At 54.3% G+C, this 23,548-nt stretch carries 23 protein-coding genes; 18 read left to right on the forward strand and 5 right to left on the reverse strand.

What is annotated here, in order from left to right; all coding sequences use genetic code 11:
• Nucleotides 1-9: 9 nt before the first annotated feature.
• Nucleotides 10-2,325 carry a Tex family protein gene (locus tag BLW37_RS14270; RefSeq protein ID WP_091344031.1) on the reverse strand — a complete coding sequence of 772 codons (2,316 nt, stop codon included), beginning with the start codon at nt 2,323-2,325 and terminating at the stop codon, nt 10-12.
• A gap of 118 nt (nt 2,326-2,443) precedes the next feature.
• A complete protein-coding gene (gene greB / locus BLW37_RS14275) occupies nt 2,444-2,935 on the reverse strand; it encodes a transcription elongation factor GreB (protein ID WP_091344033.1) in 492 nt (163 codons plus the stop codon).
• A gap of 168 nt (nt 2,936-3,103) precedes the next feature.
• On the opposite strand from greB, the gene BLW37_RS14280 reads away from it, so the two are divergent.
• The 3 genes from BLW37_RS14280 to envZ all read left to right on the forward strand — a co-directional run bounded on the left by BLW37_RS14280 (nt 3,104) and on the right by envZ (nt 5,464).
• A complete protein-coding gene (locus BLW37_RS14280) occupies nt 3,104-3,325 on the forward strand; it encodes a hypothetical protein (RefSeq protein WP_139243729.1) in 222 nt (73 codons plus the stop codon).
• Between the two features lie 100 nt (nt 3,326-3,425).
• The gene (ompR, locus tag BLW37_RS14285) at nt 3,426-4,151 is read left to right on the forward strand and encodes an osmolarity response regulator transcription factor OmpR (RefSeq protein ID WP_091344037.1); all 726 of its coding nucleotides are present in this window, start codon (nt 3,426-3,428) and stop codon (nt 4,149-4,151) included.
• Entirely contained in the window at nt 4,148-5,464 is a 1,317-nt protein-coding gene (envZ, locus tag BLW37_RS14290; RefSeq protein ID WP_091344039.1) for a two-component system sensor histidine kinase EnvZ, read from the forward strand. The genes ompR and envZ overlap by 4 nt, the downstream gene beginning before the upstream one ends.
• A gap of 82 nt (nt 5,465-5,546) precedes the next feature.
• On the opposite strand, the gene hslO is transcribed toward envZ, so the two are convergent.
• Both hslO and hslR read right to left on the reverse strand, forming a co-directional pair.
• Nucleotides 5,547-6,404, reverse strand: coding sequence for an Hsp33 family molecular chaperone HslO (gene hslO / locus BLW37_RS14295; RefSeq protein ID WP_171907635.1), 858 nt, complete (start codon nt 6,402-6,404; stop codon nt 5,547-5,549).
• A gap of 5 nt (nt 6,405-6,409) precedes the next feature.
• Nucleotides 6,410-6,814, reverse strand: a complete 405-nt coding sequence (hslR, locus tag BLW37_RS14300; RefSeq protein ID WP_245785747.1) for a ribosome-associated heat shock protein Hsp15 — start codon at nt 6,812-6,814, stop codon at nt 6,410-6,412.
• A gap of 152 nt (nt 6,815-6,966) precedes the next feature.
• Here hslR and gspC point away from each other — a divergent pair, with 152 nt between their 5' ends.
• The 15 genes from gspC to BLW37_RS14375 all read left to right on the forward strand — a co-directional run bounded on the left by gspC (nt 6,967) and on the right by BLW37_RS14375 (nt 20,928).
• A complete protein-coding gene (gene gspC, locus BLW37_RS14305) occupies nt 6,967-7,890 on the forward strand; it encodes a type II secretion system protein GspC (RefSeq protein ID WP_091344043.1) in 924 nt (307 codons plus the stop codon).
• A 29-nt stretch (nt 7,891-7,919) separates the two neighbouring features.
• On the forward strand, nt 7,920-9,998 hold the full coding sequence (gspD, locus tag BLW37_RS14310) for a type II secretion system secretin GspD (protein ID WP_091344045.1): 2,079 nt from the start codon (nt 7,920-7,922) through the stop codon (nt 9,996-9,998).
• 35 nt (nt 9,999-10,033) lie between these two features.
• Nucleotides 10,034-11,542, forward strand: a complete 1,509-nt coding sequence (gene gspE / locus BLW37_RS14315; RefSeq protein ID WP_091344138.1) for a type II secretion system ATPase GspE — start codon at nt 10,034-10,036, stop codon at nt 11,540-11,542.
• Nucleotides 11,542-12,762: a type II secretion system inner membrane protein GspF gene (gene gspF / locus BLW37_RS14320; RefSeq protein WP_091344046.1), complete on the forward strand. Its 1,221-nt coding sequence runs from the start codon at nt 11,542-11,544 to the stop codon at nt 12,760-12,762. The genes gspE and gspF overlap by 1 nt, the downstream gene beginning before the upstream one ends.
• A 1-nt stretch (nt 12,763) precedes the next feature.
• Nucleotides 12,764-13,183, forward strand: a complete 420-nt coding sequence (gspG, locus tag BLW37_RS14325; RefSeq protein ID WP_091344048.1) for a type II secretion system major pseudopilin GspG — start codon at nt 12,764-12,766, stop codon at nt 13,181-13,183.
• Between the two features lie 14 nt (nt 13,184-13,197).
• Nucleotides 13,198-13,788 (forward strand): type II secretion system minor pseudopilin GspH, encoded by a 591-nt coding sequence (gspH, locus tag BLW37_RS14330; protein WP_091344049.1) that lies wholly within the window; start codon nt 13,198-13,200, stop codon nt 13,786-13,788.
• Nucleotides 13,785-14,156, forward strand: coding sequence for a type II secretion system minor pseudopilin GspI (gene gspI / locus BLW37_RS14335; protein ID WP_091344051.1), 372 nt, complete (start codon nt 13,785-13,787; stop codon nt 14,154-14,156). Before gspH ends, gspI begins: the two co-directional genes overlap by 4 nt.
• Entirely contained in the window at nt 14,146-14,802 is a 657-nt protein-coding gene (gspJ, locus tag BLW37_RS14340; protein WP_091344054.1) for a type II secretion system minor pseudopilin GspJ, read from the forward strand. The genes gspI and gspJ overlap by 11 nt, the downstream gene beginning before the upstream one ends.
• Entirely contained in the window at nt 14,799-15,791 is a 993-nt protein-coding gene (gspK, locus tag BLW37_RS14345) for a type II secretion system minor pseudopilin GspK (protein ID WP_171907636.1), read from the forward strand. Before gspJ ends, gspK begins: the two co-directional genes overlap by 4 nt.
• A complete protein-coding gene (gene gspL / locus BLW37_RS14350; protein ID WP_091344057.1) occupies nt 15,788-16,978 on the forward strand; it encodes a type II secretion system protein GspL in 1,191 nt (396 codons plus the stop codon). The genes gspK and gspL overlap by 4 nt, the downstream gene beginning before the upstream one ends.
• Nucleotides 16,979-16,988: 10 nt before the next feature.
• Nucleotides 16,989-17,471 (forward strand): type II secretion system protein GspM, encoded by a 483-nt coding sequence (gspM, locus tag BLW37_RS14355; RefSeq protein WP_245785748.1) that lies wholly within the window; start codon nt 16,989-16,991, stop codon nt 17,469-17,471.
• A 4-nt stretch (nt 17,472-17,475) separates the two neighbouring features.
• Nucleotides 17,476-18,219, forward strand: coding sequence for a type II secretion system protein N (locus BLW37_RS14360; RefSeq protein ID WP_091344059.1), 744 nt, complete (start codon nt 17,476-17,478; stop codon nt 18,217-18,219).
• A gap of 100 nt (nt 18,220-18,319) precedes the next feature.
• Nucleotides 18,320-19,453 carry a pyridoxal-phosphate-dependent aminotransferase family protein gene (locus tag BLW37_RS14365; RefSeq protein WP_091344061.1) on the forward strand — a complete coding sequence of 378 codons (1,134 nt, stop codon included), beginning with the start codon at nt 18,320-18,322 and terminating at the stop codon, nt 19,451-19,453.
• A gap of 66 nt (nt 19,454-19,519) precedes the next feature.
• Nucleotides 19,520-20,560, forward strand: a complete 1,041-nt coding sequence (locus tag BLW37_RS14370) for a hypothetical protein (RefSeq protein ID WP_091344062.1) — start codon at nt 19,520-19,522, stop codon at nt 20,558-20,560.
• 2 nt (nt 20,561-20,562) lie between these two features.
• Complete coding sequence (locus tag BLW37_RS14375) at nt 20,563-20,928, forward strand: hypothetical protein (protein ID WP_091344065.1); 366 nt, start codon at nt 20,563-20,565, stop codon at nt 20,926-20,928.
• Nucleotides 20,929-21,016: 88 nt separating this feature from the next.
• Here the strand turns inward: BLW37_RS14375 and BLW37_RS14380 are convergent, their stop codons facing one another.
• Complete coding sequence (locus tag BLW37_RS14380) at nt 21,017-23,353, reverse strand: TonB-dependent receptor (RefSeq protein ID WP_245785749.1); 2,337 nt, start codon at nt 23,351-23,353, stop codon at nt 21,017-21,019.
• Nucleotides 23,354-23,548: the final 195 nt, after the last annotated feature.

A 23,548-nucleotide genomic window follows, 5' to 3' on the forward strand; every position in this document is an offset into this window, starting at 1 on the left:
TTACCCTACTTACTTTTTCAGCTTTGCCAATGCATCGGCAAAGGCATTGCCCATGGCCGCGTTGGCTGGTGCTGCCGCCTTGGCTGGTTTGGCTGCCCGAGGCGCTTGGCTTTTGCCTTTGCTGGCTGGTGCCTTGGTTAGTGCCGCCTGAGCGGGCTGTTCATCCATCCGCATGGTCAGGGCGATGCGTTTGCGCTCTTTATCTACATCCAACACTTTGACCTTGACGATGTCGCCGGCCTTAACCACCTTGTGTGGATCACTGACAAAGGTATCAGACAGCGAGGAGATATGCACCAGACCATCCTGGTGCACGCCAATATCGACAAAGGCACCAAAGTTGGTGACATTGGTGACTACACCTTCCAGCAACATGGCAGGTTTTAAATCGTCGATGGTGTTGACACCCTCTTTAAAGCTGGCCATTTTGAACTCAGGGCGCGGATCCCGGCCGGGCTTTTCCAGCTCGCTTAAAATATCGCTGATGGTTGGAATACCAAAGTGAGCATCGGCAAAGTCTTCCGGTTTCAGTTGGCTGATAAAATCACTATTGCCCAGAATGTCCTGCACCGACTTTTGGTGTTGAGCCAGAATTTTCTCCACCAGCGGGTAGGCTTCCGGGTGCACACCAGAGGCATCCAGGGGGTTATCGCCCGCACTTATGCGCATAAAGCCAGCAGCTTGCTCAAAGGCTTTGGGGCCCAGTCGGGCCACTTTTAGCAACTCTTTGCGGTTGCTAAAGCGGCCATGCTGCTCGCGGTGTAGTACGATATTTTGTGCCAGGGTTTTATTCAAGCCTGCTACCCGGCTCAATAGGGGCACCGAGGCGGTATTTAGATCGACGCCGACCGCGTTGACACAATCTTCCACCACCGCTTCCAGCGACTTGCTGAGCAGGCTTTGGTTGACATCATGTTGGTACTGACCAACGCCAATGGCTTTGGGCTCAATTTTCACCAGCTCTGCCAGCGGGTCCTGCAAGCGACGGCCGATGGAAACAGCACCACGGTAGGATACATCCAAATCCGGAAACTCCTGCGCAGCAAACTCCGATGCTGAATACACCGAGGCGCCGGCTTCGGACACCATGATCTTGGTCAGTTTCAACTCCGGGTGCTTTTTCATCAGCTCGGCCACCAACTGGTCGGTTTCACGTGAAGCCGTGCCATTGCCGATGGCCACCAGCTCTGGTTTGAACTGCTGACAGAGGTTTTGTAAGGTACGCAGCGACTTATCCCAGTGATTTTGTGGTGCATGTGGAAATATGGTCTGGCTGCTGAGCAGTTTGCCGGTCTCATCCAGCATCACAACTTTCACGCCGGTACGTAGACCAGGATCCAGCGCCATGGTGGGGCGCAGGCCGGCTGGTGCTGCCATCAACAAGTCTTTCATATTGCGGGCAAACACCTTGATGGCTTCTGCTTCGGCGCGCTCACGCAGTTCGCTCAGCAGATCATTTTCCAGGTGTAGATGCAGCTTCACTTTCCAGGTCCACTGCGCCACGGTTTGCAAGAAAACATCAGCTGCCCGGCCTTGATTGCTCAGGTTAAAATGGCTGGCAACCGTTGCGATACAGCGTTGGTGTGCTTCGGCTTCATCGCTGTCGGGCAGTAGCTGCAATTGCAGGAAGCCTTCATTGCGGCCACGGAACATCGCCAGCGCCCGGTGCGATGGCAGTTGTCGCCACAGCTCACTGTGCTCAAAATAGTCGCGAAATTTGGCGCCTTCCTTTTCTTTGCCAGCCACCACAGTGCTTTTTAGCACCCCATGCTGGCTGAGTTGTTGACGCAGCCTTGCCAGTAGGTTGGCATCTTCAGCGAAGCGTTCCATCAAAATGTACTTAACGCCATCCAGCACGGCTTTGCTGTCGGCATAGCCAGCGTCGACATTTAGATAGGATTGCGCTTCCTGCTCAGGGTTTAGCTCAGGATTGGCCATCAAGGCATCAGCAAGTGGTTCCAACCCAGCTTCAATCGCCATCTGGCCTTTGGTTCGGCGCTTAGGTTTGAATGGCAGGTACAAATCTTCCAGCCGGGTCTTGTTGTCAGCGGCCAGAATGTCTTGCTGCAGCTCGGGGCTTAGTTTGCCCTGATCAGCGATGGTTTTTAAAATCAGTTGACGCCGTTCTTCCAGCTCGCGCAAGTACGATAGACGCTGTTCCAGGGTGCGTAACTGGGTATCATCCAAACCGCCGGTGACTTCTTTGCGGTAGCGGGCGATAAATGGGACGGTGGCACCATCGTCCAGCAATTGGATGGTCGCAACGACCTGCTCCGGACGAGCTGCAATTTCAGCGGCGATTTGTTGTTCAAGCTTTACTATCATGCGTGTTTCCTGTGACCAGTAGCTAAGCTCTGGCATGGGCCCGGCATGTCGCCGAGCGATGTTGTGTTAGCTGGACGAATTGTCCCTGTTCTTATGGCAAAAATCCAATGGCAATTGCTCAGGCGTTGCTATCTGTTTCAAGCCGGTACGCTATGCTATTGATGATCCAGTTTTTCCGGCCGGTTGGTGTGGGCACCTGCACCTCGTCATCGACTTGCTTTCCGAGCAAAGCGCGCGCCATGGGTGCATCAATGGAGATGTAATCACGCCGACCGTAGATTTCATCCGGCCCAACGATACGAAAGCAGCGTACCTCGCCATCGTCGTTTTCTACCTCCACCCAGGCACCAAAAAACACCTTGCCCTCTTGCTCCGGTGCGTAATCCACCGGCCGCAATACTTCCAGCCGTTTACGAATAAAGCGAACCCGGCGGTCGATTTCGCGCAGTTGTTTCTTATTGTACTGGTAATCCGCGTTTTCACTGCGATCCCCCAAACTGGCGGCCCAACTGACTTTTTGCGTCACTTCAGGGCGTTTAACCCGCCATAGCTGGTCCAGCTCTTGTTGCAGTTTAAGGTAACCTTGCCGGCTGATTAAGTTGGTTCTCATGCGAAGCCCGGATTGTTCCAATGACTAGATTCTGCTTCATGGGGGCTGAAAGACACAATTTAAAGCCTTTGGTGGCAGTTAACCGGCAACTGGTCACAAAGTCTTTTCCTAAATATTGATCGTATAAAAAATGAACTATACTTAGGTGGGATTTGGAGGTATATGCAGATGAAAAAGATGATACTCTCTGTGTGTTCTGCAGCGCTGCTTGGTCTGAGTGGTTGTTCTTCCATTACAAAGCCAGATTATGTCTGGGTGATGGATTATGAGCAAATGCGCTTGGTTGAAGCGGCAAATCGTAACAGTGCTTTGCCGAATCAGATGCATTGGGTCAACCCACCTATGAAGCGTATTCCGCGCGCTGAGTATGAACGCATGCAGCAGCAGTGAACACTGACAGAAAAATTTTGTAACACTGTTTTCAAACCCGGGGCTCTTCCCCGGGTTTGTTTTGGTTTATAGTGGCAAAAACGTGATGGGGTGGCAGGGCATGACCACGGAAACGACAAAAATTCTGGTAGTGGATGATGATGTGCGTTTGCGCGCTTTACTGGAGCGCTATCTGGTCGAGCAGGGCTTTCAGGTTCGGGCTGTGGCAGATTATGAACAGATGCAGCGAGTGATGGAGCGTGAGCACTTTCATCTGATGGTGCTGGATCTGATGCTGCCCGGCGAAGATGGCCTCAGCATTTGCCGCAAGCTACGCCAGCAAGAGAATTTGATCCCTATCATTATGTTAACGGCCAAAGGCGATGAAGTGGATCGCATTATTGGTCTTGAAATGGGTGCTGACGATTACCTACCCAAGCCATTTAACCCGCGTGAGTTGCTGGCCCGCGTACGTGCTGTGCTCAGACGCAAAAGCAAAGAGCTGCCTGGTGCGCCATCACAGGAAGAAACCATCGTATCTTTTGGGCCTTTTCAATTTAATCTGGCTACCCGGGAAATGCGTAAGAACGATGAGGTATTGCCATTAACCAGTGGTGAGTTTGCGGTGCTCAAAGTGCTGGTAAGTCATCCGCGTGAGCCTTTATCGCGCGATAAACTCATGAATCAGGCCCGTGGCCGCGATTACTCGGCGATGGAGCGCAGCATTGATGTGCAGGTTTCCCGTCTGCGACGTATGCTGGAAGATGATCCGGCGCACCCTCGCTACATTCAAACGGTCTGGGGATTAGGTTATGTCTTTGTGCCGGATGGTGCCGTCAGTAAATGAGATTACTGCCACGTAGTGCCTTTGGTCAGACGGTATTGCTGATCGGTCTGCTGCTGCTAATCAATCAACTGGTGTCCTATGTCACGGTGGCTTTTCATGTGATTAAGCCTACAGCCCAACAAATCAATCATTTAATTGCTAAGCAAATCAAAGTGGTCTTTATTGACTACGATCAAGACGAGCCGCTGCTGACGGAAGCTATGGCCAGGCGTTTTCAAGATGCAACCGATATAGAGGTCTACCCTGAGACACTGGCATTTAGCCACGGTTTAGAGCAAGCTCGATTTTATCAGTTTATGTCGACCACCATGTCCGAAGAGTTGGGAGGACCGGCCGAGGTACGTATCGAGCAGGGACAACAGCTGGCATTTTGGGTTCGGGCACCACAGGCACCGGACTTTTGGATCCGCATTCCACTTTCCGGGCTGGATGAAAGCAGCTTCTCCTTATTGACCTTCTATTTACTGATGATTGGGGTGTTGAGTGTGGCTGGTGGCTGGTGGTTTGCCCGCACCCTGAACCGCCCCCTGAAAAGTTTGCAACAGGCTGCGCTTCGCGTTGGACGTGGTGAAATTCCCGAACCACTGGCGGAAAATGGTTCCAGTGAAATTCGCGCGGTAACCAGGGCTTTTAATCAAATGGCCACCGGCATCAAGCATTTGGAACAAGACAGAGCTTTGCTCATGGCCGGGGTCTCCCATGATTTGCGCACACCGCTGACCCGTATCAGACTTGCCAGCGAGATGCTGCCGGAGCAGGATGCCTGGATCCGAGATGGTATTATCAATGATATCGAGGATATGAATGCGATTATTGATCAGTTTATGGATTTTATTCGCCATCATAAAGATGAAGCACTGCAATGGTTGTGTCTGAATGACTTGATTGAAGAGCTGCTGGAGTCGGAGCATTTGCAGCAGCGGCAGTTATTGCATGAGTTGGCAGCAGATTTGCCAAAAGTACCGGTTCGACGTATTGCCATGAAGCGGGTATTGAACAACCTGCTGGAAAATGCGCTGCGTTACAGTACGGGTGATATTGAAATCAGTACCGGCTTTGAGCGGGGCCGGCGCATGGTTTATCTGCAGGTTCGCGACCATGGCCCGGGTATTCCCGAGGCCAACATGCAAGCCATGTTTGAGCCCTTTACCCAGGGCGATATTGCCCGTGGGTCGGGTGGCTCGGGGTTAGGTCTGGCCATCATCAAGAAAATTATCGACATGCATCACGGTGAGATCACCCTACACAACCATGCCCATGGCGGTCTGGTGGCGCGGGTGTATCTGCCGCTAAAAGCCAAAGCAGGCAACTAGTCCATGGCTGCATTGCTGTCCTGAAACTGCCTCCTGGGCCATGCGGGTACCCGCCTGTCAGGACGGGCACTAGCCAGCCTGGTCAACCTTCAAAGGATTGCAGCAAGTCTGTTAAGTCAGCGGTATCAAACCGGTAGTTGGTCAGGCAGTATTCGCACTGGATATCCAACTGGCCTTCAGCCAGGTGCTCCCTGATGGCATCGGCACCAAGATTGACAATGGCAGAGGCACACTTCGTCCGAGAGCAGCCACATTCAAATCGCACCGGCTGCAGCGGAAAGGCTTCCACAACTTCCTGATGAAACAGTCGGTGCACCACTTCAGCAGCCGGTAAATTCAACAGTTCATCAGCTGTGATGGTATCGGCCAGCATCACCAGGTCGTCGAAGTCCTGCCGGGACTTTTCTTGTTCAACCGGCAACACCTGCAACAGCATCCCGGCTGCTTTAACCTGCTCGGACTGCATATCGGTGAACAAATAAACCCGGGTAGGCAGCTGCTCAGACTGAATAAAATAGGCCTCCAGAGTTTCTTTTAAGCTGTCGCCGGTTAGTGGAATAATGCCCTGATAGCGTTCGCCCTGATGTGGTGTGATGGTGACCAGCAAATAGCCTTCCCCTACCAGCGCTTTTAAGCCTTCGCCCTGAACTTCGGCTTGCATGCGGACCACGCCACGAAATACTTGTTGATCGCTGCCATTCACAGTGGCATAGCGGATGGGGCCATCGCCTTGGAGTTGCACCGAGATGTCGCCTTCAAACTTCAGCGTTGCGGTGAGCAGGCTGGTTGCTGCCACCATTTCGGCTAAAAGTTGTTTGACCGGGAAAGGATAATCGTGATTTTGCAACATCTGCTGCAAGCTGGCGGCTAAATCGACGATTTCACCGCGCACGTTACGTTCCTGAAATAGAAAGCGAAATAAAGTATCTGAACTCATCATGTTTCTCATTGCTGGGATTTGATCAGCAGCAATTGCCGCCGCATCTTTTTGTCGGGTTTGGTGTCTGGGTGCGGCGCAAATAAGCTGTTGGTTTTGCGCAGCTCAGCCCGCTCTTGCCTTAAGGCCAGGCTGTCGCTGGTTTCTTCGTACAAGGCTTGTGCCAGAGGGGCGGACAAGCGCTTCTCTGCCAAGGCTTTGACCCGCACAGTTTTTTCATCATAGCCCTGCGCCAGTTTAATGGTGGCCCCTATCTCAACCAGTTTACTGGCTTTGCAGCGCTGGCCATTGTAATGCACTTTGCCACCATCGATCATGTTTTTTGCCAGGGTTCTGGTTTTGTAAAAGCGACAGGCCCATAACCATTTGTCCAGCCGAACGGTTGGTGAGTCCTGGCTTGATTGTGTCTTCATCATAATCCTCTGGTCGCTTGAACTCATCTGTTATACAGTAGGTCATCGACGACGGAATCACAGTTAACAATCTGTGAAACTTTGTCGTGCCCCTTGTTGTCTGAGTGACAACTCAGTAAGATGAGCCGTCACCTATTATAAGAATTTAACCGATGAATTGGCAGTCCCTCACCCTACAACTGAATCATTTGACCCAGCGTTTACCGCAAAGGTTGCTAAGCCGTGTTTTGTCGGTGGTGTTGATTCTGTTGCTGGGCTGGTTGCTGGCACGGTTAACCTGGCAGTTGTTGCCACAGCCAGCTGCGGAACCCTGGCAGGCTGGCAGTGAGCGCATTACAACGACAGCGCGCAGTGGAACCGACTTGCAGCGCTTGCTCAGCTTTTCCCTGTTCGGTAAAGCCAGCGAACAAGCCGAGGTTCGGCCTGAACCGGTGGTGACCGAAGCACCCAAGACCCGCCTGAATGTCAAGCTGACTGGCTTGGTGTCGGGCAGAGATCCTAATCTGGGCAGTGCCGTCATTGAAAGCCGTGGCTCTGAGCTTGCTTATAAAGTAGGCGAACAAATTGAAGGCACCAACGCCAACTTGTATCAGGTATTTAATGACAGGGTATTGCTGCAGGTGGCGGGTCGTTTTGAAACCCTGATGCTGGATGGTATTGAATTTACCCGTATCGCCGAGGCCAATGTGGGTTTGGGCCGGTCAGATCAAGACGATGAGCCGCAAATGATTAGCCCACAAGCGGAGGCGCCTAGTCTGGATCAAGCCGAATTTGCAGCGCAACGGGAGGCTATTCTGGCTGAGCCGACCCGATTTTTCGATTTTATTCGGGTCACGCCCCATCAGCCTGATGGGCAGTTGCGTGGCTTTCGGCTGATGCCTGGTCGGGATCCGGGCTTATTTCAGCGACTGGGCTTTCGGCCCAATGATCTGGCGGTCGAAATCAATGGTATTCCATTGACCGACCTGCAACAGGCCAATCAGGTACTTGGACAACTACGCGAAGCAAGCGATGCTTCCGTGCGCATAGAACGGGATGGTGAGCTGATCGACATTCAGTTTAACCTGTCCCAATAATAACGATTCAGCAGATGGTGATAGTCAACATGCAGTCAGGGTCTTTTGTCACGCGGCTTTGCCGCAAACTTGCCGTCGTCAGCCTGGCGGCTGCGCTTAGTTTTTCGGTGCACAGCAACGAAGAAGTGATGTATTCGCCCAATTTCCGTGGCACCGACATCAATGAGTTCATCAACATTGTTGGCATGAATTTAGAGCGCACCATCATTGTTGAGCCGCAGGTGCGTGGTCGGGTCAATGTGCGCAGCCATGAGATGCTCAATGCTGAGCAGTACTACCAGTTCTTTTTAAATGTGCTGGAGGTATACGGTTTTGCCGTGGTGGAAATGGAAAGTGGCATTTTAAAAGTGGTGCGAGCCAAAGACGCCAAAACCTCCAATATCCCGGTGGTCGGTGATGAGAACCCTGGCGTTGGCGATGAGATGGTGACCCGGGTGGTGCAGGTGCGCAATGTGTCGGTGCGCGAATTGGCCCCTTTGCTGCGGCAGTTCAGTAATCAGGCCGGCAGTGGCCATGTGGTCAATTACGATCCGTCCAATGTGATTATGATGACAGGCCCTGCGGCCGTGGTAAATCGTTTGGTTGATATTATTCAGCGGGTCGATCGGGCGGGCGATCAGGAAGTCGAAATCATCCGGCTGAACTATGGATCAGCCAGCGAGATGGTGCGGGTGCTGGATAGTATTTACCGCTCCCAAGGGCGTGGTGAGCAACCAGACTTTTTAATCCCTCGCATCGTGGCCGATGAACGCACCAACAGTGTGGTGGTGAGTGGTGAGCCGCAGGCGCGGCAGCGGGTGGTGGAGCTGGTGCGCCGGCTGGATGCCGAGCTGGAAACCAGCGGCAATACCCGGGTGTTTTACCTGAAGTACGCCAAGGCCGATGAGCTGGTGCCGGTGTTGAAAAGTGTCGGTGAAAGCATCGTCAGCGAAGTGAGCAGCTCGCAACAGCAACAACCGCAGGGACGGCGCAGCCAGCAAGGGCGTGGTGTTAGTATTGAATCCCATGCCGATAGCAACTCAGTGATCATTACTGCCCAGCCGGACTTGTTACGTTCGCTGGAGGAAGTGATCCGCCAGTTGGATATCCGCCGTGCTCAGGTGCTGGTGGAGGCCATTATTGTTGAAGTATTCGATGGTACCGGCACCGATTTAGGCGTGCAGTGGATCAACGAGCATGGCGGTGGCACCAACTTCCGCACCGGCAATGTGGTGCCTATTGTCGATGTGGCTGCTGGTGCAGCTGTCGCCTCGCAAATTACCCGGGGAACAACAACCACTGTTCGTGACCCAACCACAGGTCAGCCTATCACCACAACTACACCTGACTCCAACCGTGACTACTCGTTACTCGCACAATCGTTGCAGGGGTTGAATGGTGCTATGCTGGGGGTTTACCAAGGCAATTGGGCGGCATTATTGCAGGCAGTACGTACCAGTACCAGCTCCAATATTCTGGCCACGCCGCATATTACCACCATGGACAACCAGGAGGCTTTCTTCCTGGTCGGTCAGGAGGTGCCGGTGATCACCGGTTCGACCGTGGGCTCCAACAACACCAACCCCTTCCAGCAGGTCAACCGGCAGGAAGTGGGCATTAAGCTGAAAGTGACGCCACAAATCAATGAAGGCAACGCAGTACAGCTGATGATTGAGCAGGAAGTCTCCAGCATAGGCGGCGCTACTGCAGTGGATATCACCATCAACAAGCGGGAAATCCGTACTTCGGTGATGGCTGACGATGGTGCTGTGGTGGTGCTCGGTGGTCTGATTGATGAAGATGTGCAGGAAAGTGTGTCCAAGGTGCCACTGCTGGGCGATATCCCGGTGCTGGGTCACCTGTTTAAATCCACCAGTGTCAGCAAGCGCAAGCGCAACCTGATGGTGTTTATCCGGGCCTCCATTGTTCGTGATGGCGCCACTATGTCGGATATCAGCCAGCGCAAATACAACTACATTCGCGCCGAGCAAATGATCCGCGATGAGCGCGGTATTCCGTTGATGCCGCGCACACCGCAAGCCGTATTGCCAGAGTGGGACGACAGCCTGATTTTACCACCGAGTTTTAACGAATACCTGCAGCAACAGCAGAAAGGGAAGCGTGACTGATGAGTGAGCTGTTGCCTGCAGATGTGGACGCGCTGATGGATGACGAGCTGCAGGCTGAAGTGCAGCCGGTCAGTACCCGCATCCGCCTGCCTTTTGCCTTTGCTAAACGTCACTCGGTCTTGTTGCAGCAGCTGCAGGACGGTTTTGTACTGTCAGTGCAACCAGCCACCAAACCTGAAGCGGTGCTGGAAGTGCGGCGCATGCTGAGCGAGCCATTTCGCATTCAGAAGCTGGGTGCCGTTGAATTTGAAAGTCTACTCGAAGCCAGCTACCAGCGCGACTCCTCGGAAGCGCAGCAAATTATGCAGGACATCGGCAACGAGGTGAATCTGGCGTCGCTGGCAGAAGATATTCCGGAAAGCGAGGACTTGCTGGATAATGAAGACGATGCGCCCATTATCAAGCTGATCAATGCCATGCTGGGGGAGGCTATTAAGCTGGGGGCATCCGATATCCATGTCGAAACCTTTGAAAAAGCCCTGGTGGTGCGGTTTCGGGTCGATGGCATTTTGCGTGAAGTGCTGCGACCCAACCGCAAACTGTCCAGTTTGTTGGTATCGCGGATTAAAGTCATGGCCAAGCTGGATATTGCCGAAAAGCGGGTGCCGCAGGATGGGCGTATCAGCCTGAAAATTGCTGGCCGGGCTGTTGATGTGCGGGTATCCACCATGCCTTCCAGCCATGGTGAGCGGGTGGTACTGCGTTTGCTGGATAAAAATACCTCTCATCTGAATCTGGCCGATTTGGGCATGACACCGGCCATACAACAGCAGTTTTCCAAATTAATTTTAAAGCCACACGGCATTTTGCTGGTGACCGGCCCCACCGGCTCGGGGAAAAGTACTACCCTGTATGCCGGCCTGACCGAGATCAATACCAAAGATCGCAATATCCTGACGGTGGAAGACCCGATCGAATACGAGCTGGAAGGCATTGGCCAGACCCAGGTTAATACCAAGGTCAATATGACGTTTGCCCGCGGCCTGCGCGCTATTTTACGGCAAGACCCGGATGTGGTGATGGTGGGGGAAATCCGCGATCTCGAAACCGCGCAAATTGCGGTGCAGGCCAGCTTGACCGGCCATTTGGTGATGTCGACCTTGCACACCAATACCGCCGCCGGTGCCATTACCCGGCTGGAAGATATGGGCATTGAGCCCTTCTTGTTATCATCCAGTTTGTTAGGCGTCTTGGCGCAGCGGTTGGTACGTACTTTGTGTCCACACTGCAAAGAAGCACACAGTCCGGACAAAGAAGAGCGTAAGCTGCTTGGGGTGGAGAAAAAAGATGAAGCCATTATCTACCGGGCCAAAGGCTGTGAACACTGCAATTTTACCGGTTACCGCGGCCGGACTGGTATTCATGAACTCTTGGTGATTGACGATCACAGCCGGGAAATGATCCACAACCGTGAAGGTGAGCAAAGCATTGAAAAGTATGTGCGGCCAAACTGCCCCAGCATACGTCGTGATGGTTTTGACAAGGTACTGGCCGGTCAAACCACGCTGGAGGAAGTGCTGCGCGTGACCCGTGAGGATCTGTAGTGGCAGCTTTTACCTACCAGGCGCTGGATAGTCGCGGCAAAAAGAGCAGAGGGGTACTGGAGGCTGACAACGCCCGCCAGGCCCGGCAGTTGCTGCGGGAACGCAAGTTAACCCCGCTGGCAGTGGAACTGGCATCCAAGCAGGAGAAGTCGACCGCCCGTGGCAAGAGCTGGTTTAAGCGCTCTATCCCAACCGCCGATCTGGCGCTGATTACCCGTCAGTTGGCAACGTTGGTGGCAGCGGCGTTGCCCATCGAAAATGCCTTATTGGCGGTAGCCGAACAATGCGAAAAACCGCGCCTGAAGAATATGCTGATGGGGGTGCGCTCCAAGGTGGTGGAAGGCTATAGCCTGGCTGAAGGGTTGGCTGAGTTTCCGCATGTGTTCGATCACCTCTATCGCTCCATGGTGGCGGCTGGTGAAAAATCCGGTCATTTGGATCAGGTGTTAAACCGGCTGGCCGATTACACCGAGCAGCGTCAGCATATGCGCAATCAGATCCTAATGGCATCGATTTACCCGGTGGTCATGGTGATGGTCGCACTGGCCGTGATCGCGATCTTGCTGGTGGCGGTAGTGCCGCAAATTACCGAGCAGTTTGAGCATATGGGCCAGCAGCTGCCATTGCTGACCCGTATTATGATTTCAGCCAGCGACTGGGTGCGGGATTACGGAATTTGGCTATTGCTCGGGATATTACTGCTGGCCGTGATGGTCGAACGGTTATTGCGCCGGCCAGACATGCGTTATCGCTACGATCAGTTGATCCTGCGCAGCGCGCTTTTTGGTAAGGTGATCCGCAGTATCAATACGGCCCGCTTTGCTCGTACCCTGAGCATTCTGAACGCCAGTTCGGTACCTTTACTGGAAGCGATGCGGATCAGTGGCGATGTGCTCGGCAACAGCTTTATGAAGCAGGCGGTGGCTGATGCGACCTTGCGGGTGCGGGAAGGCAGTTCCTTGCGCAATGCTCTGGAGCAAACCAAGCTGTTTCCGCCGATGATGCTGCATATGATCGCCAGTGGCGAAAAAAGTGGTCAGCTCGATACCATGTTGATCCGCACTGCGGACACACTGGATCGGGAGTTTGAAATGACCATGACGGTGACGCTGGAAATCTTTAAACCTGTGGTGGTGATCACCCTGGCGGTCCTGGTGTTTTTAATTGTACTGGCAATTTTGCTGCCAATCTTAGAACTTAATCATATGGTAGGTGGGTAATATGAACAAACAACGGGGCTTTAGCTTACTGGAACTGATGGTGGTGATCGTCATTTTGGGCATCATCGCCAGTCTGGTGGTGCCCAATGTCATGGGCAATAAAGAAGAGGCCGATCGGCAAAAAGCTGTGGTCGATATTCAGCAACTGGAAAATGCATTGGATATGTACCGGCTGCGTAATGGTTTCTACCCAACCAGCGAGCAGGGCTTGCGCGCCCTGGTCGAGCCTGCCACGACAGAGCCGGTACCACGCTCTTTCCCGGAAGGTGGCTTTATTCGTCGCTTACCGCGCGATCCCTGGGGCCGGGATTATCAATTGGCAAGCCCAGGCCAGTTTGGCCGCATTGATATCTTCAGCATGGGACCAGATGGTATTCCAGGGACTGATGATGATATCGGCAACTGGGACATCGATAAGTAAACCGCAGGCAGCCGATGAAACAGCCACAGCAACATAGCCAGGGGTTTACCTTACTGGAAATCATCCTGGTGATTTTGTTGCTGGGGCTTTTGGTCAGTGCCGTGGTGGTAAATTTCTCCTGGGATAGCCGGGACGACAAATTGGAGCAGGAAGCCCGGCGTTTTCAGCAGCTGTTCCACTATGCCGCTGAGACCGCCCTGATGCGCCAGCAGGAATGGGGCGTGCAGATCAAGCCCAATGGCTATCAGTTTTTGGTCTATCGGCCGGATGAGGATAGCTGGCAGCCCGCCGATTCACCGGCCAGTCTGGGCTGGCATGATGTTGCCAGCCATCAGCGCTTAAAGCTTGAGCTGGAAGGGCTGCCGTGGCAGGAAGACAGCATGCTCGGAGCGCTGAACTGGCAGAACGAGCGGCTGGAGCATCTTGAAACCGATGACGAAGAAGAAACCGTGCTGCCGCATATCTTTATTCTATCATCCGGTGAAATTACCCCCTTCGAGCTGCTACTGCAAGACGAAAGCCAGCGGCCGTTTTGGTATGTGCAGCTGCGGGGTGAGTTTAGCATTCCGTTAAAGCGAAGTACGGTTGAGAGCACGCCACCATGATGCGCCGTGGCTTTACCCTGATTGAAGTCTTGTTTGCGCTGGCCATTTTTGCTACTGCCGGCCTGGCCGTGATGCGCACCGTGACCGAGCATATCCGGGCCGTGTCGATGCTGGAGGATTTAACCTTTGCCAGCTATGTTGCCGCCAATCAACTGGTGTTGCTGCAACTGGAAACTGATTGGCCGCCTGCCGAGCAAAGCCGTGGTGAGGTCGAGATGGCTAATCGCCTTTGGCAATGGCAGCAACGGGTGAGCCGGGTCGAGGACGATGATTTACGTCAGGTCGAAGTAACGGTTGCACTGGCAGAGCAGCCAGAGGATGTGTTGTACCGTTTAACAACCTTTGTTGGGCGGCCTCATGGCGGTTAGTAAACCGGACTGCAAGCAGGCTCGCTATCCTGTTGGCGGCTTTACCTTTATTGAAATGTTGCTGGCGGTCGCTATTTTCGCCATGGTAGGGCTGGCTTCGGTCGCTGTCCTTAGCAGCGTGACCACCGGTGATCGCTTGTCGCAACAAGCCGCTGAGCGGTTGCAGCAGCTGCAGTTTGCGCTGATGTTGCTGGAGCGTGATCTGATGCAAATCAGCAGCCGGCATATCCGGGTGCAGGGCGAAGCGCCGCGTAAGGAGCGTTTGTTAGGAGGACGCTTTTTGCTGGAAAGCGAGGCCGATGCCATTGCCTTTACCCAGCATGGCTGGCGCAATCCAGGTATGATTTTACCGCGCAGTGAATTGCAGGCGCTTGGCTACCGGGTGCAGGAAGAGCAATTGCAGCGGTTGTACACCTTGTATCCGGATGCGGTCACCGGTACCGAACCCAGAGTGCAGGTGTTGCTGGAGGGGATAACTGAGCTTGAGATCCGCTACCTGGTCGGGGAGCGTTGGGAAGAGCGCTGGGCGGATGCCTTATGGCCGGCGGCTGTGCGGGTGCGGCTTGAGCATGCGGAACTGGGCGAAATCGAGCGGGTGATTTTGTTGCCTGATGGCAATGCCCAACCTGCGGAGAGCAACCGATGATGGCGCTTCAGCGGCAGCGAGGTGTGGCCTTGGTGATGGTGCTGATGATCGTCGCCATCGTGGTGGTGATAGCCGTGTCGATGAGTGGCCGTTTGCAGCTGACCTTGCAACGCCAGCAGAACCTGCAACAGCAGCAGCAGGCATTTTGGTATGCGATGGGGGCGGAAGCCTTTGCCCGCCAGATCTTGCGTCGCTCATTGCAAGGCCAGGAGACTAGCCATTTAGGGCAGGACTGGGCGCAGCAAGGGGCGCAATTTCCAGTGCCGGATGGTACCATCAGTGGGGTTATTACCGATCTGCGCGGTTGCTTTAATCTGAACGCGCTCTATCAGCCGCCGGCACCGGCAGGCCAGGCACAGCCTGAAGCCACGGTGGAGCAGCAAAGCTTTCAGCGTTTGCTGGAGCTGGTCGCGCCGGATTTATCGATGCCAGCCGAGTACCTGATGGCCCGGATTGCCGACTGGCTGGATGACGATAGTTTGTTGCGTACAGCAGGCAGCGCCGAAGATGATGACTATGCGGCCTTGCCATTTCCGTATTACACCGGCAATACGCTGATGGGAACGGTGACCGAGCTTCGGGCTATTTTGGATGTGACACCGGATGATTACAAATTGCTGCAACCTTATGTGTGCGTAATCCCGGATAATCAACAACTGCGCATCAATGCCAATACGCTGACCGAAGAGACGGCTGTGCTATTAAGTGCCCTCGTGGCAGAGCTGGATCAGTCGGCTGCTCTCGAGGTGATTGCCAGTCGGCCAGACAATGGCTTTAGCAGCACGGAAGAGTTTTGGGGAACAGGCCCGTTGGCGGGGATCCAAGTCGAGGACAGTGTGAAAGAATTAGTGACGGTAACGTCGGATTTTTATCAATTAACAGCCCGTATTGGCTACCAGGAGACAGGCATGCAAATGCAATCCATCCTCAAGGTTCAGGATGGTGAGCGTGTCACTGTGCTGGCCAGACGTTTTGGAGGTGCTGGGTGAGTGAACAATTGCTGATCCGCCTGGGCAGCCGGGCCGAGCAACCCATTAGCTGGCTGGTCTGGTCGAATACCGCGCAGGAGATCATTGCTTCCGGCGATTTGACGTCGGCGTCAGCGCTTGAGCAACTGGCCGAGCGGCTGGGGCCACGGCCGGTGCTGGTGTTGGTACCTGCGGCCGATGTGGTATTAAAAGAGGTGGCGCTGCCAGCCAAACCCAGCCGGCAAACTCTACAGGCCTTGCCCTATATGCTGGAAGACGATGTCACGGAAGACATTGAACAGCTGTGGCTGGCGCTTGGTTCGGTGCGTAAAGATCAGGACCAGTATTTGCAGCAAGTGGCACTGTGCAAAAAAGCGCAGCTCGAGCAATGGCTTAGCTGGTTAACCGAGGCTGGTTTTCAGCCACGGCAGTTGGTGCCGGATGCGTTGTTGCTTCCCGCTGAGTCGTTACCGGCTGCGATTGAACTCAATGGCAGTTGGTTGCTGCGTCAGGGCGACTGGCAGGCGACCAGTGTAGAAAATGAATGGTGGCCGGATTATCTGGAGCTGGCCGCATTGCCTGAGCTCACCAGTTACAGCCCTTGGCCAGGCTACATTGCTCAGCCGCATCAGCTGGCGGAGCCCGAGTTACCGCTGGCGCTGTTAGCTCGCCAGGCTCAGCAGCCAGCATTGAACCTGCTGCAGGGGGAGTACGCCCCGAAGCGCGCTGTGAATAAAAGCTGGCAGCTGTGGCAGCCAGCGGCGGTATTGGCGGGAGTATGCCTGACGCTCTATCTAACCTTAACTGCGGTAGAGGGCTGGCGCTATGGCCAGCAGGCCAGAGTCTTACAGCAGCAAGCGGTGCAGACATATCAAGCGGCTTTTCCCGGTGAGTCGGTGGTAAATTTACGGGCACTGGTGCAGCGTAAACTGCAGCAAGCCGGTTTGTCACAGCAAGAACAGCACTTTTTAGCCCTGTTGCTCGATTTACAAAACAACCTGGCCAGCGTTTCGGATATGCAACTGGAGAATTTACGCTTTGATGCCAGACGCACCGAGCTGCGCTTTCAGGCCAAGGCCGATGGTTTTCAGAGTTTTGAACGGCTGAAAAATCAGCTGGAACAAGCCGGCTATCAGGTAGACCAGGGTGCCCTGAGCAACGATGGCAGCAAGGTGCAAGGCACCGTCAGTATGAGAACGGCAGCATGAGGACTGGAGCATGAAACAGCAACTGGAGCAGCAATTCCAGCAGTGGTGGGGTGGGCTGCAACAACGTGAGCAGTATTTGGTGCTGATCTGCGCCATCGCCTTACTGGTGTTTGTGTTTTATTACCTGATCTGGCAGCCGGTGCATCAAAGCAAGGCACGCAATCAACTGGCGCTGCAGCAGGCAGAGCAGCAACTGGAATGGCTGAACTCAGTTTTGCCACAGTTGCAACAGGCCGGAAGCTCGGTTGAGCGCAGCTCCGGCAGCTTGTCGCAGGTCCTCACCACCAGTGCTCGCCAGCATGGCATCCGCGTTAGCCGGATGCAGCCACAAAACCAGCAAATGCAGCTGGTGCTGGATGATGTTCGTTTCGAGCAGCTGGTGAGCTGGTTGCATGCGCTGCATTACCAGCATGGCCTGCAACTGGTGAATCTGGATGTCAACGCTGCCAATCAGCCTGGCGTAGTGCAGGTCCGACGAATTTTGGTTGAATAAGCTTATGTCGACAAAGAAATTGGTGGTGCTGGGTGTTGTCAGTTATCTGCTGTGTTTGCTGGTGCTTACTCCGGCCAGTTGGTGGCTGAAACTGGCGCCGATGCCAGCTGATGTGCGGCTGGGGCAGGTTCAAGGTACTTTATGGCAGGGCCGCATTCAGGTGTTGTCGTATCAGCAGCTGGAGCTGCACCAGCTGCAGTGGCAGCTTAGTCCATGGCGTTTGCTGGCCGGTCAACTGGCAGTGCAGCTTCAGGCCGGCGATCTGGCCGAACAAGAACGCGCTTACCTGAAAGGCCAGTTGCGCTATGGTTTCAGCGGCTTGCAGCTGCAGGATACTTTAGTACGCTATCCGGTGCGGGACATAGCACCCATGCTGCGTTTGCCCTTACCGGTTGGTGCCGATGGCATGTTGATGCTGGATATTGATCACTACCAGCAGGGCGCGCCCTGGTGTAAAACCCTGAATGGCCAGGCCAGTTGGCAACAGGCGCGCTTGCAACCGCCGACCGGCTGGATTGATTTGCAGCATATTTTTGCCAGCCTGGCCTGTGACAATGGCGAACTGGTGCTGATCACCGATGGCCAGAACCCGCTGGGGCTGGATGTCACCGCCCGCTTGCAGGCAGCAGGGCGCTTCGCGGTGGATGGTACCTTAAAACCCGATGCCAGCATGCCGGAAGAAGTGCATCAGGCCATGCAGTTTGTTGGCAGCCCCGATGCCGAAGGACGCTTTCGCATCCGCTTTTAGTATTTCAGCAATGAATGCCCGCTATCAAGCGCAATCAGCAGCGAAATGAGGCGGGCTTTGCTAGGCTAGGGGTTTTCCGCTTTTGTTGCAGGAGACCCTGATGATCCCAGCCCCTGAATTTGCTTCTTTTACCCCGCCGCGCCGCATTCTGATGGGGCCCGGCCCGTCCGATGTCTATCCCGAGGTGTTGGCTGCCCAGGCCAGGCCGACGGTTGGCCATTTGGATCCGCTCTTTATTGGCATGATGGATGAACTGCGCAGTCTGCTGCAGTATGCCTTTCAAACCGAGAACCCGATGACGCTGGCCGTCTCTGCGCCGGGTTCTGCCGGCATGGAAACCTGTTTCGTCAATCTGCTGGAACCCGGCGATACGGTGCTGGTGTGCCGCAATGGTGTTTTTGGCGAGCGCATGCGGCAAAATGTCGAGCGTTGCGGTGCTACCGCCATTGTGCTGGACTTTCCCTGGGGTGAGCCGGTCGATCCGGCGCAGGTTGAAGCCGCGCTGCAACAGCACCCACAGGTGCATTTTCTGGCTTTTGTCCACGCCGAAACCTCAACCGGTGCGCTGTCGGATGCGCAGGCGCTGTGCGCGCTGGCGCAACAGTACGATTGCTTGTCCATTGTCGATGCGGTGACCTCTTTAGGCGGGGTGGAACTTAGAGTAGACGCCTGGGGCATCGATGCGATTTACTCCGGCAGCCAGAAGTGTTTGTCCTGCGTACCGGGCCTATCGCCGGTATCTTTCTCGCCACGAGCGGTAGCGCGGATGCAAAGCCGCACGCGGCCGGTGCAAAGCTGGTTTTTGGATCAAAGCCTGGTGATGGGCTACTGGAGTGGCAGTGCCAAACGCAGCTACCACCACACCGCTCCGGTCAATGCACTTTATGCCTTGCACGAAAGCCTGCGTCTGCTCGCCAGCGAAGGGCTGGAGCAGGCCTGGCAGCGCCATGCTGCCATGCATCAGGAGCTCAAAGCCGGCCTGGAAGCACTGGGGCTCAGCTTTGTGGTGAAGGAAGCGCATCGCTTGCCACAGCTGAACTCAATCTGGATCCCAGCAGGGGTGGATGATGCCGCGGTACGCAGCCGCTTGCTGCAGGATTACAATCTGGAAATTGGCGCTGGCCTCGGTGATTTAGCCGGTAAAGCCTGGCGCATTGGGTTGATGGGCTATGGTGCCCGGCGGGAGAATATCGCGCTGTGTTTAAAAGCCCTGTCGGATGTGTTCAGAACATAGTTTTCAAGTTGATTTAACCAATATTTAAACATAAAATCCAATGCTATTATAGAGAAGGAGCTTTGTATGGCATTGGAGATTTGCATTACCACGAATCCCGTTACGCGCGAGTGGATTACTTGCCCGGAAGGTTATCAATTTTCGACTAAGAACGAGACTGTGCCACAGGTGCTGGCTACAGGCACTCCCTACCTGATAGAGAGTCCTGAAAATCATGCGCAGGATCACAGGGTGCTGCAGCAATTTCAACAGTTTCAGCGTTTAGCTCCCTCCATTCGTCGCGACTATGTGACCTTGCACCAGCAGTACGGTGAGCCACAATTAAATGCGTTGTCAGCCTTTTATGCGCAGCAGATGGTGCCAACCGCCAGAGCGCTGCGCACGCAATCTGCAAAGCTCAGTAAAGAAATGCCAACCTTGACCGGTGCAGTGATGACATCGGTTGAGCGTCGGTTGGATTTGTTTGGCAAATACACCTTGCGCTATCAGCAAGCGCTGGAAAACTATCGGGTAGCTTTCCAGTCCAAGGTACGTGGGGCGCCACTTCGCCAGCTTGCAAAGAATGTGCATCAGGCCCATCAGCAATTAAATGCCAAGTTTCGCAGTGAAATTCAGCGGCTGGTGATGCAGCAGCAGACCACCAATGCCAAAGCCAATGCCTGGACGGATCCAAACCGGGCACTGAATCAGGCCCGCTCTGGCCGCAGCGATCAGGCCATCCGTTTGCAAGAGCACACCAATCTGCAGCGCATGCACCAGTTTCTGCGAACGGCTAATCAGGTGGGGCGAGGCATGCTGGTGCTGGATGCCGGCATCCGGGTCAGTGATGTACGGCAGGTGCAGCAGGATGGTGGTGACTGGCATCGCAGCCTGGCGCAGCAAATGACTGGTTTTGGGCTTGGGGGTGCCGCAGCCATGAGTTTAGGTGGTTTGGCGGTTCAAGCCTTAACCGTTATGTTAATGGCAACTCCGTATGGTTGGGTTTATGTGATTGTTGGTGGTGTAGTTGTTGGCTTGACTGCAGGTTATTTAGCTGATGCATGGGGAAAGTGGGCTGCTGGCACTTTGTATGATCAGAGCCAGCGTTTGTTCGCGACAGGAGGTTAACGATGGAGTGGGGGATTGAAAGTGTATTACTCTTGGTGTCCCTGTTAACTATTATAAATGTTGCCGCGGCTACGCTTTGTTTTGGCCGTATTACGGTGCGTTACCTAGATAGAGAGCTGTTGGCACAGGGGGTAGATATGACTGAAGCGGATGGCCTCGGCATGCGTTTCCCTTGGTATGTTTTGGCTATTTTATCCAATCGGCCAGAGCACCAGCCTTTTGTACCAGGTGAAGCGATTATGCGTTTACGGCGGCCTAAGGATATTGTGCTGGCTCGCTGGATATCTTGGTCCTTCTTCCTAATGATGGTCTTGGCCATAGTCGTATTCCTTGGCTGTCGTATTTTACCAGGTTGGGACTGTGAGTGAAGTCAGGCCTTGGTTTGTGGTAATTTCATTGTTGGCAAAAAGCGCACAAGGGGTAACTTGTGCGCTGTGTTTCGGCAAAGTAGGGCGATTAGAAGCTTAAACTAATGGTAAAGCTGGCGGTACGGCCGGCACCAATCAGGTAAGCGCCTTCACTGCCACCGGTGATGTAGCTTTTGTCGGTCAGGTTGTTCAGCACAAAAGCCAGATCAACGCTTTGGAACAAACCGCCGTTGCCAAGCGACTTTTCATAACCGAGGTAAGCATTGTAAATGGTGTGGCCGGAAATGCGGTCGCGGTTCCAGACCTCACTGCCATCGCTGGCAAAGCTGTGTTTGGCGGCACCATAGTAGCTGCCGGTGTACTTGCCGCTGAAGCCTGCCCGGTAGTTGCCATCATGGTAGTTCAGCGCCAGCGACAGCATCTGCTGCGGAATACCGGCAATCTTGTCGCCTTTGCGGTAATCCTGTACCAGCACCGGCTCACCAGCCGGGTTGACTTTGCTGGTCAGCACATCTTCTGAGTACTCGGCCTTGTTCAGCGTCAGTGAGCTGGTCAGGCTCAGGTTCTGACTTAAGCGCCAGCTCAGGCTGCTTTCCAGGCCGCGGGCACGGACACCACCGACGTTGTCAAAATTACCATCCCCGGCTGCCAGGTAGTTCGGCGTGCCATCCTCTGCGGTGGCGTAGCGAAGCAATACTACCCGATCGTTGAAACGGACATTGTACAGTGCGGAAGAAAAGCTGATGCGATCGCCAAAGTAGCGCAGTCCCAGATCCATGTTGGTGGCGGTTTCCGGGCGCAAGTCGCCAAGATCGTCGGCTTTCTGGCTTTCCAAAATGCTGTCGGCAATGGCTTTAAAGTTTTCCGAGTAGCCGGCGAAGACTTCCAGCCGATCCGTCAGACCATAGACCAAACCAGCACTTGGCAGCCAGGACGAATTGCTGCTGATGCTGTCTTTGCCCAGGCCATTTAGATTGTCAGTGCGGCTGATGTCCACCAGATACTTTTGCAAGCCCACTGTCAGCTGCAAATCGCCAAAAGTCATGTGATCCTGCAGATAGAACTTGGCGACCTTATGGCGGTAATCGTCATCAAAGTGCACCCAGTACGGGTGTTCATCAAAGTGGTGGTAGACCTGTGGGTCGATCACTTCGTGCCAGTCGCGGGTTTGATTGCGCTGTTGCGACTCCAGCCAGAGGCCAGTGCGCAGCCGGTGAGTACCAAGCTCCCAACTCAGGTTGGTCGTCGCGCCATAACGGGTTTTGTCGTAGTGAGTATGCCGGTAAGACGAAACCCGCTTCGCCCCTGGCTGACCGTTGTTGCCATCCAGGATCGGATTGCCGGCACTGTCGACATGGGTGTAGGTAGTGCGGCTAGCGCCGCTGCCGCGTGCAATGCGATTGCCATCGGCATCAGCAGCAAACACCTGATAAGGCGGCAGCCAGTCGCCACGGCCATTTTGCAGGTGCAAATAAGGCGTGATGTCCAATTCCAGGGTATCGGTTAAATAGAATTCGCCTTTGACATAAAACAACGTATTTTCCCGCAGCGTCGACCAGGCTTCAGCAAAGTTCTGATCGATATCCGGATCGCCGGTCCAGACATTGGTCAGGCCATCCCAGCGTGGGGTTTTGTTAAAGTGTGCCAGTGAGACCGGTTGGTAATTGTCTTCGTGGGCATCGTTGTAGGACAAGCGCGCGGTAAAACGGCTGTCGGCCAGCTCGGTGACACTTTTAAATTCGACATGCAGCCGGTCGGCATGGCCGTTGCTACCAGATAACATCCAGCGGTTATTGAAGCTGTCGGACACACTGAAATAAGCACTGGTGTGGCCAAACAGCTCACCGGTATCAAAGCGCGCAAAGTAACGACGGGCATTGTGGCTGCCGGTGGTGTAAGCAAAGCGGGCTCCGCGCTCCAGCTCCGGGTTGTCGGAGACAAAGTTGATGGTGCCACCCAGTGCATCCAGTGAGGCGGAGGCAATATCGGCACTGCCCTGGCCTACCTCGACAAAACGGGTATTTTCAATATCCAGAAAGCGATTGGCCTTGCTGCCACCGGCATAGGCCGAGCCGCCATTCGGGATGCCATCGATGGTGATGCCCAGTTGCTGATCGGCGCGGTCAATGACAAAACCACGCATGCTGATGGTGGTGGTGTAGTCATCACCGCCAAAGGCATCGCCCTGGCCAACATTGATGCCCGGCAGATGATCAATCAAGTCCATCACATTGCCGATGGGGGCTTGTTGCTGCTTCATGCTGTCATCGGTGCTGTTGTTGGCATAGCTGACCCGCTTACCCAACACGGAAATGACTTCCATCGCTTCGTCTTGCGCTGTTTGTTGTACTTCTCCGGCATAAGCGGTGGCCGATAAGGCGGCGATAATCGCCAGGCTAAGGCGTTTGGTTTTAAAAGACTGCACAGGGCTCTCCGTCTGATCAAAAATGTTGTGGCGCGTTATGGTTGTTTTGTGGTCGGATCAGATCCCGACAGCGGGCAAGTATGGCGGGTAAAAATGACGCTTTCGTGAATTTAAATCAAAAATTTTACTTTGGGTTATCTTGAGTTGTTACATTGTAACCTTTGTCATCTTGTTGTCATTATTCAATGCCAGGCT

Source organism: Alkalimonas amylolytica (assembly GCF_900107845.1).
Taxonomy (GTDB): domain Bacteria; phylum Pseudomonadota; class Gammaproteobacteria; order Enterobacterales; family Alteromonadaceae; genus Alkalimonas; species Alkalimonas amylolytica.

Bases quoted from the DNA above. Each gene is read 5' to 3' on its own strand.
- BLW37_RS14270 (WP_091344031.1), bottom strand. From the start codon at position 2,325: ATGATAGTAAAGCTTGAACAACAAATCGCCGCTGAAATTGCAGCTCGT.
- greB (WP_091344033.1), bottom strand. From the start codon at position 2,935: ATGAGAACCAACTTAATCAGCCGGCAAGGTTACCTTAAACTGCAACAA.
- BLW37_RS14280 (WP_139243729.1), top strand. From the start codon at position 3,104: ATGAAAAAGATGATACTCTCTGTGTGTTCTGCAGCGCTGCTTGGTCTG.
- ompR (WP_091344037.1), top strand. From the start codon at position 3,426: ATGACCACGGAAACGACAAAAATTCTGGTAGTGGATGATGATGTGCGT.
- envZ (WP_091344039.1), top strand. From the start codon at position 4,148: ATGAGATTACTGCCACGTAGTGCCTTTGGTCAGACGGTATTGCTGATC.
- hslO (WP_171907635.1), bottom strand. From the start codon at position 6,404: ATGATGAGTTCAGATACTTTATTTCGCTTTCTATTTCAGGAACGTAAC.
- hslR (WP_245785747.1), bottom strand. From the start codon at position 6,814: ATGAAGACACAATCAAGCCAGGACTCACCAACCGTTCGGCTGGACAAA.
- gspC (WP_091344043.1), top strand. From the start codon at position 6,967: ATGAATTGGCAGTCCCTCACCCTACAACTGAATCATTTGACCCAGCGT.
- gspD (WP_091344045.1), top strand. From the start codon at position 7,920: ATGCAGTCAGGGTCTTTTGTCACGCGGCTTTGCCGCAAACTTGCCGTC.
- gspE (WP_091344138.1), top strand. From the start codon at position 10,034: ATGGATGACGAGCTGCAGGCTGAAGTGCAGCCGGTCAGTACCCGCATC.
- gspG (WP_091344048.1), top strand. From the start codon at position 12,764: ATGAACAAACAACGGGGCTTTAGCTTACTGGAACTGATGGTGGTGATC.
- gspH (WP_091344049.1), top strand. From the start codon at position 13,198: ATGAAACAGCCACAGCAACATAGCCAGGGGTTTACCTTACTGGAAATC.
- gspI (WP_091344051.1), top strand. From the start codon at position 13,785: ATGATGCGCCGTGGCTTTACCCTGATTGAAGTCTTGTTTGCGCTGGCC.
- gspJ (WP_091344054.1), top strand. From the start codon at position 14,146: ATGGCGGTTAGTAAACCGGACTGCAAGCAGGCTCGCTATCCTGTTGGC.
- gspK (WP_171907636.1), top strand. From the start codon at position 14,799: ATGATGGCGCTTCAGCGGCAGCGAGGTGTGGCCTTGGTGATGGTGCTG.
- gspM (WP_245785748.1), top strand. From the start codon at position 16,989: ATGAAACAGCAACTGGAGCAGCAATTCCAGCAGTGGTGGGGTGGGCTG.
- BLW37_RS14360 (WP_091344059.1), top strand. From the start codon at position 17,476: ATGTCGACAAAGAAATTGGTGGTGCTGGGTGTTGTCAGTTATCTGCTG.
- BLW37_RS14365 (WP_091344061.1), top strand. From the start codon at position 18,320: ATGATCCCAGCCCCTGAATTTGCTTCTTTTACCCCGCCGCGCCGCATT.
- BLW37_RS14370 (WP_091344062.1), top strand. From the start codon at position 19,520: ATGGCATTGGAGATTTGCATTACCACGAATCCCGTTACGCGCGAGTGG.
- BLW37_RS14375 (WP_091344065.1), top strand. From the start codon at position 20,563: ATGGAGTGGGGGATTGAAAGTGTATTACTCTTGGTGTCCCTGTTAACT.